The sequence below is a fragment of the Tabrizicola flagellatus genome (genome assembly GCF_008271465.1).
GTDB lineage: Bacteria > Pseudomonadota > Alphaproteobacteria > Rhodobacterales > Rhodobacteraceae > Tabrizicola > Tabrizicola flagellata.
On record NZ_VMDU01000003.1, the window covers coordinates 92236 to 105976 of the forward strand.

A 13741-nucleotide genomic window follows, 5' to 3' on the forward strand; every position below is an offset into this window, starting at 1 on the left:
CGCCCATGGCCCCCGCTAGGGTCGCGCCGGGGTCTGGGGGCGCGAATGGACGAGACCGATTACATCATCGTGGGCGCGGGCTCGGCCGGTTGCGTCCTGGCCGATCGGCTGACCGCGAGTGGCCGCCACCGGGTCACGGTGCTGGAGGCAGGCGGGACGGACCGGCGGTTCTATGTCCAGCTGCCGCTCGGCTACGGCAAGCTGTTCTACGATCCGGCGGTGAACTGGCTTTACAAGACCGAACCCGACCCGGGGCTGAACGGGGCGCAGGACCACTGGCCGCGCGGCAGGATCCTGGGCGGGTCCTCCAGCATCAACGCGATGGTCTGGATCCGCGGGCATCGCGCGGATTACGAGGACTGGGGCCGCGCGGCGCCGGGCTGGGGCTGGGACGAATGTCTCGCCGCCTATCGCGCGCTGGAGGACAACGAGGCCGGCGCGGACGAGTTCCGCGGGACGGGGGGGCCGCTGTTCATCTCGGCCAACCGGACGGGGCTGCATCCGCTGGTGGCAAGCTATGTCGCGGCCTGCGGCGAGGCGGGGCTGGCGGAAAACCCGGATTTCAACGGCGCGCGGCAGGAAGGCGCGGGCATCTACCAGATGACGATCAAGGCGGCCCGGCGCAATTCGGCGGCGCGGGCCTTCCTGCGGCCGGCGATGAAGCGGCAGAACCTGCGCGTGCTGACCCGGGCGCTGGTGACGCGGGTGCTGATCGAGGGCGGCCGGGCAGTCGGGGTGGAGTATCGCCAGGGCGGCGCGACGCGGGTCTTGCGGGCGCGCGCCGAGGTGATCCTGGCCGGGGGCGCGATCAACTCGCCGCAGCTGTTGCAATTGTCCGGCATCGGGCCGGGGGCGCTGTTGCAGGGGCTGGGGATCCCGGTCGTCCGCGACAATCCGAATGTCGGCGACCATCTGAGCGACCACCAGGGGCTGAACTACACCTGGTCGATGAAGGTGCCGACCTACAACGACGAGCTGCGCCCCTGGTGGGGCAAGCTGCGCGCGGGGTTGCAGTATGTCCTGGGCGGGGGCGGGCCGCTGTCGAAGTCGATCAACCATGGCGGCGGCTTCTTCCGCACACGGCCCGACCTGGACCGGCCGAACATGCAGCTGTATTTCCAGGCCTTCTCGACCCTGATCCCGCGCGGGGGCGAGCGGCCGATCTTGACGCCGGACCCCTGGTCGGGCATGTCGATCGGCCTGTCGAACTGCCGGCCCACCAGCCGGGGCCATATCCGGCTGCGCAGTCCCCGGCCGGAGGAGCATCCGGTGATCACCGCGAATGCCTATTCGACGAACACCGATGTCGAGGAGATGCTGGCCGCGGTGAAATTCGTCCGCCGCATCGCCGCGCAGCCGGCCCTGGCGGCACTGATCAAGGAAGAGCTGCGCCCGGGGCCGGAGGTGGTGACCGACGAGGAGCTGATCGCCGATTTCCGCGCCCGGTCGGGGACGGTCTATCACCCGAGCTGCACCTGCCGGATGGGGCAGGACCCGGAAGCCTCGGTGGTGGATCCGGGGCTGCGGGTGCATGGGGTCGGCGCGCTGCGGGTGATCGATGCCTCGGCCTTCCCGAACATCATCGCGGGCAACACCAATGCGCCGTCGATCCTGATGGGGTGGATGGGGGCCGAAAAGGTGCTGGCCGACGCGCGTTAGGGCAAGGGGCCGTCCTTGCGGCATCGAGCCGCGCGGACGGCGGGCCTCCGGCGGGAGTATTTGGAAAAGGGCAAGGGGGGCGCTGGCTGCACCACCCGCCCTATTCGCCGCGGGGGAAGCGCTTCTGTTCCTCCAGCACGTTCAGGTCCATGTGGTTGCGCATGTAGCGTTCCGAGGCGGCGCGGAGCGGCTGGTAGTCCCAGGGGAAATAGGCGCCGTTGCGGAGCGCCTCGTAGACGACCCAGCGCCGGGCCTGGCTTTCGCGGACCTGGGCGTCATAGGCGGCAAGGTCCCAGCGGGCATCGGCAAGCTTGCGGAAATGCGCGAGGATTTCGGCCGCGCGGGGGTCGTCGGCGAGGTTCGTCGTCTCGCCCGGGTCGTTGGCCACGTCGAAAAGCATCTCGGGGTCGGCCGGGCAGCGGATGTATTTCCAGGCGCCCTCGCGCAGGGCGACGAGCGGCGTGATCGAGCCTTCGGCGGCATATTCCATCGCCACCGGGCCGCGCGGGGCGCCGTTCGCCACCGGGATCAGGTTGACGCCCTCGGTCCAGGGGGCGACCTCGTCCATCGAGATGCCGGCCAGCGCCGCGAGCGTGGGGGCGAGGTCGATGGAGGAGACCGGGGTGTCGATGCGGCCTGCCGGCATCCCGGGGGCGGCGATCATCAGGGGGACGCGGGCCGAGCCTTCGAAGAAATTCATCTTGAACCACAGGCCCTTCTCCCCAAGCATCTCGCCGTGGTCGGACAGGAAGAGGATATGGGCCTCTTGCCGCGTGGCTTCGAGCACCGCGAGGATCTCGCCGATCTTGTCGTCGATGTAGGAGATGTTGGCGAAATAGGCGCGGCGGGCGCGGCGGATGTGGTCCGGGGTGATCGTGAGCGCGCGCCAGTCGCAGGCGTCCATCAGGCGCTGGGAATGGGGGTCCATGTCCTCATAGGCCAGTGACGGGGGCGGTTCGCATTCGGGGGTGCCCTCGTAGAGGTCCCAGTACTTGCGGCGGGCGACGAAGGGGTCGTGCGGGTGGGTGAAGCTGACCGTCAGGCACCATGGCCGCGGATCGGCCCCGCGCGACAGGTCGTAGAGTTTCTGCACCGCCTGGAAAGCCACGTCGTCGTCGTATTCGTACTGGTTGGTGATCTCGGCCACCCCCGCGCCGGTGACGGAGCCGAGGTTGTGGTACCACCAGTCGATCCGCTCGCCCGGTTTGCGGTAGTCCGGGGTCCAGCCGAAGTCGGCGGGGTAGATGTCGGTGGTGAGCCGCTGTTCAAAGCCGTGCAACTGGTCGGGGCCGACGAAATGCATCTTGCCGCTGAGGGCCGTCTGATAGCCGGCGCGGCGCAGGTGGTGGGCGTAGGTCGGGATATCCGAGGCGAATTCGGCGGCGTTGTCGTAGACTCGGGTGCGGCTGGGCAGCTGACCCGACATGAAGCTGGCGCGGGCGGGCGCGCAGAGCGGCGAGGCGGTGTAGCAGTTGGCGAACCGGGTGGACCGCGCGGCAAGGCGTTTCAGGTTCGGGGCATGCAGGAAATCGGCCGGGCCGTCGGGAAACAGCGTCCCGTTCAGCTGATCGACCATGAAGATCAGAAGGTTGGGCTTGGTCATCGGGCGGTCCTTTCCGGCAGCTGAGCGCCTGTCTAGACCCTTGGGCTGGCCCGTCTGGTCCCCGACCGACCGCCCCATGTCGAAAGCGTCACGCGGGCCGGGTGCCGCCCGTCGCCTCGGTCACCTGATCGGCCGCAGCCCTGACCAGGGCGCCGATCCGGGTCGCGTCCGACAGGCCCATGCGGAAGGCGGGGCCCGAGACGGAGAGGCCCGCCACGGGTTCGCCATGCGCGTTGAAGATGGGTGCTGCGACGCAGCGCATGCCCTCGGCGCGTTCCTGGTCGTCGATGGAAAAGCCGCGCTCCCGCGTGCGGTTTAGGTCGCGGAGGAGGGCCGATTCGCTGGTGAGCGTCAGCGAGGTGAACTTTTCCAGGCCCTTGCGGGCGAGGATGCCGCGGGTCTTCTCCTCCGGGTACCAGGCGAGAAGCGCCTTGCCGATGCCCGAGGAATGCATCGGCGCGCGGGTGCCGGGGGGGAAGAAGGCGCGGATCGCCTCGTAGGTCTCGACCTGGGCGACGAAGAAGACCTCGTCCTTGACCTCGATCCCGAGGTTCGCGGTTTCCCCGGTTTCGCGCATGAGCGCATCCATCGGCTGCCGCGCGCGTTCGACGACCTTGGTCCGGCGCAGGAAGGCGGAGCCGACGCGGAAGGCGCCGGGGCCGATGTGCCAGAACTGGCCGGGTTCCTCGACCTCGACCATGCCGTGTCCTTGCAGGGTGACGAGGGCGCGGAAGACGGTGGCGATGGCCTCGCCCGTCTCCTCGGCGATTTCCGAGAGGGTGCGGCCCGGGTTCAGCGCGACGAAGGACAGGATGTCGAGGCCGCGGTCCAGGGCCTGCACGGTGTTCTGGTCCGTCTTGTCGTTGAACGCCTTCGGGCGGCCGCGGGGTTTCTGGGCCATCGGGGGCCTCCTTCGCATGAAAAAGCGCAAGTCTTTGACCGGGTTGAGGATTAGCATGCGATTGTGACAGTGAAAAATCTTTTCGAAAAAATTGTGCGGATTGGTCGCAGGGCGTAGCTTTTGTGGGCGATCTTTCAGGGAGTTGCCCGATGTCCATGCAGAACCCGGTTTTCATCCCCGGCCCGACCAACATCCCCGACTCGGTCCGCAAGGCCTGCGACATGGGCACCCTGGACCACCGCTCGCCGGCCTTCGCGCGACTGTTCAAGCCGGCGGTGGAGGGGGTGCGGCGGGTTCTGAACATGACGCAGGGCGAGGTCATCCTCATCCCCTCCACCGGCACGGGTGGCTGGGAGGCGGCGATCACCAACACGCTGTCGCCGGGCGATACGGTGCTGGCGGCCCGCTTCGGCATGTTCAGCCACCGCTGGATCGACCTCTGCCAGCGCCACAAGCTGGACGTCGAGATCATCGAGACCCCCTGGGGGCAGGGCGCGCCGCTGGCGGCCATCGAGAAGGCGCTGCGGGCCGACAAGGGGCATCACATCAAGGCGGTGCTGGCCACGCACAACGAGACCGCGACCGGGGTGAAGTCCGACATCGCGGGCATCCGGGCCGCGCTGGATGCGGCGGGGCACCCTGCGCTTCTGTTCGTGGACGGGGTGTCGTCCATCGCGTCGATGCCCTTCGACTTTGCCGGCTGGGGCGTCGATATCGCCGTGGCGGGCAGCCAGAAGGGCTTCATGCTGCCGGCGGGCCTGGCGATCCTGGGGGTCTCGCCGAAAGCGATTGCGGCGATGGAGACGGCGCGGCTGCCGCGAACCTTCTTCGATTTCAAGGACATGCTTACCTCTTACGCCAAGGGCGGCTATCCCTATACCCCGGCCGTCGGCCTGATCGCGGGCCTTGCCCATTCCATCGACCTGCTCGAGGCGGAAGGGCTGGACAACGTCTATGCCCGCCACCACCGCCTGGCCGAGGGCGTGCGCCGCGCGGTCCTGGCCTGGGGGATGACGCCCTATGCGGCCTCGCCCGAGCTGTATTCCGACACGGTGACGGCGGTGAAGGTGCCGGCGGGCTGCGACGGGACGGCGCTGGTGCAGCTTGCGGCGTCGAAATACGGCATGGCCTTCGGCGTGGGGCTGGGCGAGGTTGCGGGCAAGGTGTTCCGCATCGGCCATCTGGGGATGCTGACCGACGCGATGGTGCTGTCGGGCCTTTGCGTGGCCGAGATGTGCATGGCCGATCTTGGCTGGAAGGTCGAACTGGGCAGCGGCGTGGCCGCGGCGCAGGAGTACTATCGCGGGACGGTTCCGGCCCTGGCGATGGCGGCGGAGTGAAACGCAAATCCTTTCGAAAAGATTTGCAAAATCCTTCGAAGGATTTTGGGCCCCAACGGAAAGGGCAGGAAAATGAAAGACATGAACGGACTGATGGTCCCCACCTACGACGACATGCTGGCCGCGCATGACCGGATCCGGCCGCATATCCGACTGACCCCGGTGCGGACCTCGGACTACCTGAACGAACTGGCCGGCTGCGAGCTGTTCTTCAAATGCGAGAACTTCCAGGAGCCGGGCGCCTTCAAGGTGCGTGGGGCGACGAACGCGGTCTTCGGCCTTTCGGACGAGCAGGCGAGGAAGGGCGTGGCGACCCATTCCAGCGGCAACCATGCCTCGTGCCTGTCCTATGCGGCCATGCTGCGCGGCATCCCCTGCAACGTGGTCATGCCTCGCACCGCGCCGCAGGCGAAGAAGGACACCGTGCGCCGCTATGGCGGGGTCATCACCGAATGCGAACCCTCGACCTCCTCGCGCGAGGCGACCTTTGCCGAGGTCCAGGCCCGGACGGGCGGCGATTTCGTCCACCCCTACAACGACCCCCGCGTGATCGCGGGCCAGGGCACCTGCTCGCGCGAGTTCATGGAGCAGACCGGGGGTCTCGACATGGTGGTGGCGCCGATCGGCGGGGGCGGGATGATTTCCGGCACCTGCCTGACGCTGGCGACGCTGGCGCCCGAGACGAAGGTGATCGCGGCAGAACCGGAACAGGCCGACGACGCCTATCGCAGCTTCAAGGCCGGGCATATCATCGCCGACGACGCGCCGAAGACCATCGCCGACGGGCTTCTGGTGCCGCTGAAGGACCTGACCTGGCATTTCGTGCAGAGCCATGTCAGCGAGATCTACACCGCCTCGGAGCAGGAAATCATCGACGCGATGAAGCTGACGTGGAAGCACCTGCGCGTGGTGATGGAACCCTCGAGCGCGGTGCCCCTGGCGGTGGTCCTGAAGAACCGCGCGGCCTTCCGGGGCAAGCGGGTGGGCATCATCATCACCGGCGGCAACGTGGATCTGGACAAACTTCCCTGGATGAAAGGCTGAGAACCATGAACAAGCACACGGATTTTCAAGGGCTTGAGGTGGGTTACGACATCCCGGCCCTCCCGGGCATGGACGAGAAGGACATCCAGACGCCCTGCCTGATCCTCGACCTCGACGCGCTGGAGCGGAACATCGTCAAGATGGGCGACTATGCGAAGGCCCACGGGATGCGGCATCGGGTGCATGGCAAGATGCACAAGTCGGTGGACGTGGCCAAGCTGCAGGAGCGGCTGGGCGGCGCAGTGGGGGTCTGCTGCCAGAAGGTCAGCGAGGCCGAGGTCTTCGCCCGCGGCGGCATCAAGGACGTGCTGGTGTCGAACCAGGTGCGCGACCCGGCCAAGATCGACCGCCTCGCCCGCCTGCCGAAGCTGGGCGCGCGGACCATCGTCTGCGTGGACGACGTGGCGAACGTCTCGGACCTGTCGGCGGCGGCGGTGAAGCATGGCACCGAGATCGAGGTTTTCGTGGAAATCGACTGCGGCGCGGGCCGCTGCGGGGTCAAGACGCCCGAGGAGGTGGTGGCGATCGCCAAGGCCGTCGCGGCGGCGCCGGGGCTGAAGTTCACCGGAATCCAGGCCTACCAGGGCGCGATGCAGCACCTCGACCGCTACGAGGACCGCAAGGCCAAGCTGGATGCGGCGATTGCCCAGGTGAAGGCCTGCGTCGATGCGCTGGAGGCCGTCGGTCTGAAACCCGAGCTGGTGTCGGGCGGCGGTACCGGGTCCTACTATTTCGAAAGCAATTCAGGTGTTTACAACGAGCTTCAGTGCGGCAGCTATGCCTTCATGGACGCCGATTACGGCCGCATCCTCGACAAGGACGGCAACCGCATCGACCGGGGCGAATGGGAGAATGCGCTGTTCATCCTGACCTCGGTGATGAGCCATGTGAAGGCCGACAAGGCGATCTGCGACGCGGGGTTGAAGGCACAGTCGGTGGACAGCGGGCTGCCGGTGATCTTCGGGCGCGACGACGTGAAATACGTCAAGTGCAGCGACGAGCATGGGGTGATCGAGGATCCGCAGGGCGTGCTGAGGGTGGGCGACAAGCTGAAGCTGATCCCCGGTCACTGCGACCCGACCTGCAACGTGCACGACTGGTATGTCGGCGTGCGGAACGGCAAGGTCGAGGTTGTCTGGCCGGTCTCGGCGCGCGGCAAGGCCTACTGATCGACAGAGTCGCCACGTCCCGCCGGAGGCATCCGACCGGCGGGAGTATTTCCGATAAGAGCAAGTCAGGGTCCTGGGCCCTGGAAAGGCTGCCATGCTGATCGTTCCCGAGGCGCTGATCGCCTCGCTTGTCACCCCCGAGGACGCCTTCCGCGCGGTCGAGGCCTGTTTTGTGGCCATGGCGCGGGGCGAGGCCTACAACTTTCCCGTCGTGCGCGAGGCGCTGGGCGGGGGGCGGCAGTACGGGTTCAAGTCCGGGCTGGACCGGGCGGCGGGGCAGCTGGGCGTGAAGGCGGGTGGCTACTTCCCCGGAAATGCCGAAAAGGGGCTGATCAACCACCAGTCCTCGGTTTTCCTGTTCGATCCGGATACGGGGCGGCCCGTCGCGATGGTGGGCGGGAACCTTCTGACGGCGCTGCGGACGGCGGCGGCCTCGGCGATTGCCATCGACCGGCTGGCGCGGCCCGAGGCCGAGGTGCTCGGCATGGTCGGTGCCGGACATCAGGCGGGGTTCCAGTTGCGTGCGGCGGCCCGGGTGCGCCGGTTCCGGCGGGTGATCGCCTGGAACCCCCATCCCGAGATGCTGCCCCGGCTGGGAGCGGTGGCTGCCGAACTCGGGTTGCCGTTCGAAGCGGTCCCGCTGGAGCGGATGCGCGAGGCGGATGTGGTGATCACCATCACCTCTTCGCCGGCCGCAAGCCTGATGGCGGCCCATGTCAGCCCCGGGACTCATCTGTCCTGCATGGGCACCGACACCCGCGGCAAGCAGGAGGTCGAACCGGCCCTGGTTTCCGGCGCATCGGTGTTCACGGACGAGGTCGCGCAGTCGGTCACCATCGGAGAGGCGCAGCATGCGGTTACCGCTGGGCTGATCGATGCCGCTTCCATCACCCCTCTGGGCGATGTCCTGATCGGCGCGCATGCCGGGCGGCGGTCTGCAAGCGAGATCACCCTTTTCGACGGCACCGGGGTGGGTCTTCAGGATCTTGCGGTCGCGGCGGTGGCTGTGGATCGCGCGCGTGAACGGGGGCTCGGAGTCGATGTCGGCGTCTAAGGGCCCGGACCCGACCTGCTGCGGGCCTGCCATCGCCCTGCATCTGCGATCCGACCTTTCGCGCTGGCATTTCCGGGATCAACGACGCAGCGCGGTCCGCCTTCAGTCTGTCTGACCGGTACCCGGCGGCCCGATACCGGAAAAGCTGCCGCTACCTGATATCCCGTTTCCGCAAGCCAGACAGAGGCCTTGTGCCGCGCGAAAGGCTTGTGCATCTCTGGTGTCATGAACGACCTGTCCGACCTTGCCCGAGAGGGCGCGATTTTCCCCGTTCGCGTCACGCCGAACGCGCGCTGTCCCGGGGTTGAGCGCGTTGGCGACCGTATCGCTATCAGGGTGAGCGAGCCGCCCGAGGACGGTCGGGCGACCGAAGCGGCGCGTGTCTCTCTGGCACTGGCCCTGGGTGTTGCCAAATCAAGATTGAAACTGGTCCGGGGAGCCACAAGCAGGGAAAAGCTGTTCCGGCTGGACTGAGCCACGGCGCGGCAGTGGCCGGGCCCGGTGGATTCAGGATAGCGCGCTTTCTTTCGGCTCTGAAGTCGCCCGGGCATGCAACGACCTTTCCCCTGCCTATCTTGCTCCGACGCCGATGCACAGCGCGTGGGCCTGTCTTTCACGATAGGACACCAGCCAGGTGGCCAGCTCCTCGGCGGGCATCGGTCGGGCGATGACGAAGCCCTGCACATGGCCGCAGCCCAGCTGTGCCAGAAGCGCATGCTCAGCCGGGGTCTCGACACCTTCGGCCAGGGTCTCGAGGCCCAGGCGCTCGGCCAGCGACAGTATCGCGGTCACCAGGTTCTGCTGGTCACGGTTCTGATCGACCTCCTTGATGAAGCTGCGATCGATCTTCAGCCGGTTCAGCGCAAAGCGGCGGATGGCTGTGATCGAGGCATTGCCCGTTCCGAAATCGTCAAGATCGACGCCGCATCCCATTGCGGCGATCCTGCCGATGTTCGCGGCGACGACATCCTCGCCATCGCCCGAAACCACGGATTCGAGGACCTCGACCGTCAGGCGCGACGGCGACAGGCCGAAACTGTCCAGCATCCACGCGAGTCGGTCGGGCAACTGCGGATCGCGCAGTTCCTGCTGCGAAAAGTTGACCGCCACCGCGGGGATGCGCAATCCACGCCGGTCGAAGTCGGCCAGCATGGCAAGTGACTGCGTCAGCATGGTCTGGCCCAGAAGCTCCATCAGGTCGGAGCCTTCGATTGCGGGAAGAAATGCCGCGGGCGCAAGACAGCCTCGGTCCGGATGCTCCCAGCGTACCAGCGCCTCGACCCCGGTGACGTCACCGCTGTCGGTCGAGATCTGAGGCTGGAACCAGGCGCGCACTTCGCCCCGGTCGACTGCGGCCGAAAACCCGGCGCGCAAGGCGTCACGGTCGGACCGCGCTCGGGCCATCTCGGCCGTGAAACCGCGAATTGCGCCCGGGGTGCAAATCGCAGCCTCGTCCCCGGCGACCTGGGCCGCGTCCAGTAGCGCCCGCCCGCTGGGCTGCGTCAGTTGTGCCGAGTGGCAGAATCCGATCGAACAGATGACCTGCACCGGTCCGGACGCGAGCATGACCGGCTGCTGGACCACCAGTTGCATGCGGGCGGCGATGCGCACCATGATCTCGGCGTCCAGCCGTGGAGAGGCCGAAAGCGCCACCGCAAGACTGCCGTCCTCGAGCGTGTAGAGCAGGTCGCCCGGGCGGAGCGCCCCGCGCAGGCGCGCAACGGACGTGGCGAGGACCTCGCTTTGCCGGCTGCGTCCGAGCCGGTCGCGGAGATGCGCCGCATCGTCGAACTGGATCACCAGACAGCCAGTCGCACCGCCGCGGACGGCAATCTCCGCAAGCGTCGCATCCAGCCGGGCGATCACCTGGTCGGACACGGATGCGGACGAGCCGGGCGGAATCGGACGCCGGACCGCCAGCATGGCCAGGGGACACAGGGCCGCCATCGTGGCCAGCCCAGCTTCGCCACCCAGCCAGAACACCGCCAGCGCAAGGAGGGGCGACAGTGCAAGGGCCTGCCAGGTCTGAATCGCCGGCCGCAGCGGTGCCAAGAACATGCCAATCGCCCCCGTTCAGGCGGGCACGATGCCCGCGGATCGAGGTCAGGCTAGGCGGATGTTCATGATGAGTTCCTTAACGCTGCCCCGGAAGTTGCGTCGAATTTTCCAGATCGGCAGAGGCGGCCAGGGCGGCGAAATCGAACAGGCCGGGGTCGGCCAGATGCGAGGGACGCACGTTCATCAAGGCCCGGAACATGATCTGACGGCGGCCTGGCGTCCTGGTTTCCCAGTCGTCGAGCAATTTCTTCACCTGTGCGCGCTGCAACCCTTCCTGGCTGCCGCAGAGGTCGCACGGGATGATCGGATAGCCCATCGCCGCAGCGAACCTGCCGCAATCTTCCTCCGCGACGAAGGCGAGCGGACGAGCGACGTATAGGTCGCCGTCCTCGTTCAGCAGGCGGGGGGGCATGGAGGCAAGGCGGCCGCCATGGAAGAGGTTCATGAAGAAGGTCTCCAGGATATCGTCGCGGTGGTGGCCGAGCACGACCGTCGAACAGCCCTCTTCCCGCGCGATGCGATACAGGTTGCCGCGCCGCAGCCGCGAGCAGAGCGAACACATCGTGCCGCCGGGCTTGATCTTGTCGATGACGACCGAATAGGTGTCCTGGTATTCGATCCGGTGCGGCACGCCCATCCGGGTCAGGAATTCGGGCAGGACGGTGGCCGGAAAACCGGGCTGGCCCTGGTCGAGGTTGCAGGCGAGGAGGTCCACCGGCAGCAGCCCGCGCCATTTCAGCTCGTGCAGGATGGCGAGCAGCGTGTAGCTGTCCTTGCCGCCAGACAGGCACACGAGCCAGCGGTCGCCCGCCCGCGCCATGCCGTAGGTCTCGATCGCCTCGCGCACCTGTTGCACCAGGCGCTTGCGCAGCTTGCGGAACTCCAGGCTTTTCGGGGCGCCGTGGAACAGCGGGTGGATGTCGTCGGTGTCGTCGAGCATGAGCAGACCTTTCGGATGCGCCCTTATGCCAGAGCGGTGCCCGGGGTGCAAAGACCCGCTCATCACTTCCTTCGGTCGCTCTTCGCCGGCGGCCTTGCGAAGAGCGACCGAAGGAAGCGATGAGCCGCCGTTCAGACGTGTTGCGCGCCGTTTACCTCGATCTCGGCGCCGGATATGTAGCTGGCCTGATCCGAGCAGAGGAACCAGATCACGTCTGCCACCTCCTTCGGCTGGCCAAGCCGCTGCAGCGGCAACTTCTCGACGATCTTCTCGGTGCCGGGCGACAGGATCGAGGTCTCAACCTCTCCCGGAGCAATGGCGTTGACGCGCACGCCCAGGGGGCCGAAATCATGCGCCATTTCCCGGGTCAGGGCGGCCAGAGCAGCCTTGGAGGTGGCATAGGCAGCCCCCGCGAAGGGATGCACCCTGCTGCCGGCGATGGATGTGACATTGACGATGCTGCCCTTGGCGGCGGTCAGTTCGTCCTTCAGCCCGCGGGCGAGGATCACGCTGGCGAAGAAGTTGACGTGGAACACATGGCCCCAGGTCCGAAGGTCGGTGTCGAGCGTGTTGAGCCGCGCCCCACCCGGTCCTTTGGGACTGATTCCGGCATTGTTCACAAGGGCATGGACCTTGCCGCCGACCTTGGCCCTGATCGTCTCGATGGCGGCGATGGTCTTGTTCGGGTCGGCGAGGTCGATCTCGATATGGTTGGCCTCGCCCCCTGGCCAGGGGCAGCGCGGGTCGAAGGGCTGGCGCGAGCAGGTCAGCACCCGCCAGCCTTCGGCCGAAAACCGCTTGACGGTGGCATGGCCGATCCCGCGGCTTGCGCCGGTCAGGACGAGGGTCTTCTGGTCGGACATCTGCGGTCTCCTTCGGGGCCACAGGCTACGCTTGCCGATGGGGAACGCAAGGCTTGGCAGGGGGGCCGAAAAGGCTTATGCGGCGCGAAAGCATGGAGGCCCAGATGAAGCAGCAGACCCTGACCGCCGAGAACGCCAAGGCCACCGCGAAGATGCTGTCCGAGGCGCTGCCCTATCTCCAGCGGTTCGAGGGTGCGGTGGTGGTGGTGAAGTTCGGCGGCAACGCCATGGGCGACGACGCGGCGATGGCCGAGTTCGCCCGCGACATCGTGCTGATGAAGCAGGTGGGTGTGCATCCCGTCGTGGTCCATGGCGGCGGGCCGATGATCAACGAAATGCTTGACAAGCTTGGGATAAAATCCGAGTTCGTGCGCGGCAAGCGGGTGACGGACAAGGCCACGGTGCAGGTGGTCGAGATGATCCTGTCGGGCCTTGTCAACAAGCGGATCGTGCAGGCGATCATGGATGCCGGCGGCCGCGCGGTGGGGATTTCCGGCAAGGACGATGACCTGATGGTCTGCGAGGCCGACGACCCGGAACTGGGCTTCGTCGGCCGCCCGGTCGAGATGAACGTGCAGGTGCTGCGCGATCTTTACAACGCCGGGATCATCCCGGTCGTGGCGCCGGTGGCGACGGGGATGAAGGACAACGAGACCTTCAACGTCAACGGCGACACGGCGGCGGGCGCCATCGCCGGGGCGCTGAAGGCGGATCGGCTGCTGCTCTTGACCGATGTGCCGGGGGTGAAGAACGCGGCGGGCGAGGTGATGACCCAGATCACGCCCGATGAGATCCGCCAGATGATCCGCGACGGGGTGATCTCGGGCGGCATGATCCCCAAGACAGAGACCGCTCTCATGGCCATCGAGCAGGGGACGCGGGCGGTGACGATCCTGGACGGCAAGGTGCCGAATGCCTGCCTGCTGGAACTGTTCACCGACCATGGCGCGGGAAGCCAGATCCGTTCGACCGAGCCGCGGGTGAAGCCGCATGTCCGGCGCTGAGGGCGTGCGGTGAGTTAACCCGCTGAACTGGCCGAAAATCTTCCGTCTGCTTCGCGTCGGCTTTCCGTCTGGCATCCGTCGGGCATCGCGTCGCGCTGCCCGTCCC

At 67.2% G+C, this 13741-nt stretch carries 12 protein-coding genes; 7 read left to right on the top strand and 5 right to left on the bottom strand.

Annotated elements, in window-relative coordinates; genetic code table 11:
• The first annotated feature begins 45 nt into the window (after window positions 1–45).
• On the top strand, window positions 46–1659 hold the full coding sequence (locus FL625_RS06335) for a GMC family oxidoreductase (protein ID WP_149587805.1): 1614 nt from the start codon (window positions 46–48) through the stop codon (window positions 1657–1659).
• Between the two features lie 100 nt (window positions 1660–1759).
• Here the strand turns inward: FL625_RS06335 and betC are convergent, their stop codons facing one another.
• A complete protein-coding gene (gene betC / locus FL625_RS06340) occupies window positions 1760–3262 on the bottom strand; it encodes a choline-sulfatase (RefSeq protein WP_149587806.1) in 1503 nt (500 codons plus the stop codon).
• 88 nt (window positions 3263–3350) lie between these two features.
• Window positions 3351–4163 (bottom strand): HTH-type transcriptional regulator BhcR, encoded by an 813-nt coding sequence (gene bhcR / locus FL625_RS06345; protein ID WP_235019337.1) that lies wholly within the window; start codon window positions 4161–4163, stop codon window positions 3351–3353.
• Between the two features lie 149 nt (window positions 4164–4312).
• Here bhcR and bhcA point away from each other — a divergent pair, with 149 nt between their 5' ends.
• The 5 genes from bhcA (at window position 4313) to FL625_RS06370 (ending at window position 9244) form a co-directional block, all read left to right on the top strand.
• The gene (gene bhcA / locus FL625_RS06350; protein WP_149587808.1) at window positions 4313–5503 is read left to right on the top strand and encodes an L-aspartate--glyoxylate aminotransferase BhcA; all 1191 of its coding nucleotides are present in this window, start codon (window positions 4313–4315) and stop codon (window positions 5501–5503) included.
• 81 nt (window positions 5504–5584) lie between these two features.
• The gene (gene bhcB / locus FL625_RS06355; protein ID WP_435532699.1) at window positions 5585–6547 is read left to right on the top strand and encodes a beta-hydroxyaspartate dehydratase BhcB; all 963 of its coding nucleotides are present in this window, start codon (window positions 5585–5587) and stop codon (window positions 6545–6547) included.
• A 5-nt stretch (window positions 6548–6552) separates the two neighbouring features.
• Complete coding sequence (gene bhcC, locus FL625_RS06360; RefSeq protein ID WP_149587810.1) at window positions 6553–7716, top strand: 3-hydroxy-D-aspartate aldolase BhcC; 1164 nt, start codon at window positions 6553–6555, stop codon at window positions 7714–7716.
• Window positions 7717–7810: 94 nt separating this feature from the next.
• Entirely contained in the window at window positions 7811–8770 is a 960-nt protein-coding gene (gene bhcD / locus FL625_RS06365) for an iminosuccinate reductase BhcD (RefSeq protein ID WP_149587811.1), read from the top strand.
• A 225-nt stretch (window positions 8771–8995) separates the two neighbouring features.
• Window positions 8996–9244 (top strand): DUF167 domain-containing protein, encoded by a 249-nt coding sequence (locus FL625_RS06370; protein WP_149587812.1) that lies wholly within the window; start codon window positions 8996–8998, stop codon window positions 9242–9244.
• A gap of 96 nt (window positions 9245–9340) precedes the next feature.
• On the opposite strand, the gene FL625_RS06375 is transcribed toward FL625_RS06370, so the two are convergent.
• From FL625_RS06375 to FL625_RS06385, 3 genes are all read right to left on the bottom strand, one after another.
• Window positions 9341–10828 (bottom strand): GGDEF domain-containing phosphodiesterase, encoded by a 1488-nt coding sequence (locus FL625_RS06375; protein WP_149587813.1) that lies wholly within the window; start codon window positions 10826–10828, stop codon window positions 9341–9343.
• A gap of 76 nt (window positions 10829–10904) precedes the next feature.
• Window positions 10905–11768: a tRNA 2-thiocytidine(32) synthetase TtcA gene (gene ttcA, locus FL625_RS06380; protein WP_149587814.1), complete on the bottom strand. Its 864-nt coding sequence runs from the start codon at window positions 11766–11768 to the stop codon at window positions 10905–10907.
• A gap of 131 nt (window positions 11769–11899) precedes the next feature.
• Window positions 11900–12631 carry an SDR family NAD(P)-dependent oxidoreductase gene (locus tag FL625_RS06385; protein ID WP_149587815.1) on the bottom strand — a complete coding sequence of 244 codons (732 nt, stop codon included), beginning with the start codon at window positions 12629–12631 and terminating at the stop codon, window positions 11900–11902.
• Window positions 12632–12735: 104 nt separating this feature from the next.
• Here FL625_RS06385 and argB point away from each other — a divergent pair, with 104 nt between their 5' ends.
• On the top strand, window positions 12736–13635 hold the full coding sequence (gene argB / locus FL625_RS06390) for an acetylglutamate kinase (protein WP_149587816.1): 900 nt from the start codon (window positions 12736–12738) through the stop codon (window positions 13633–13635).
• The last annotated feature ends 106 nt before the right edge of the window (window positions 13636–13741 follow it).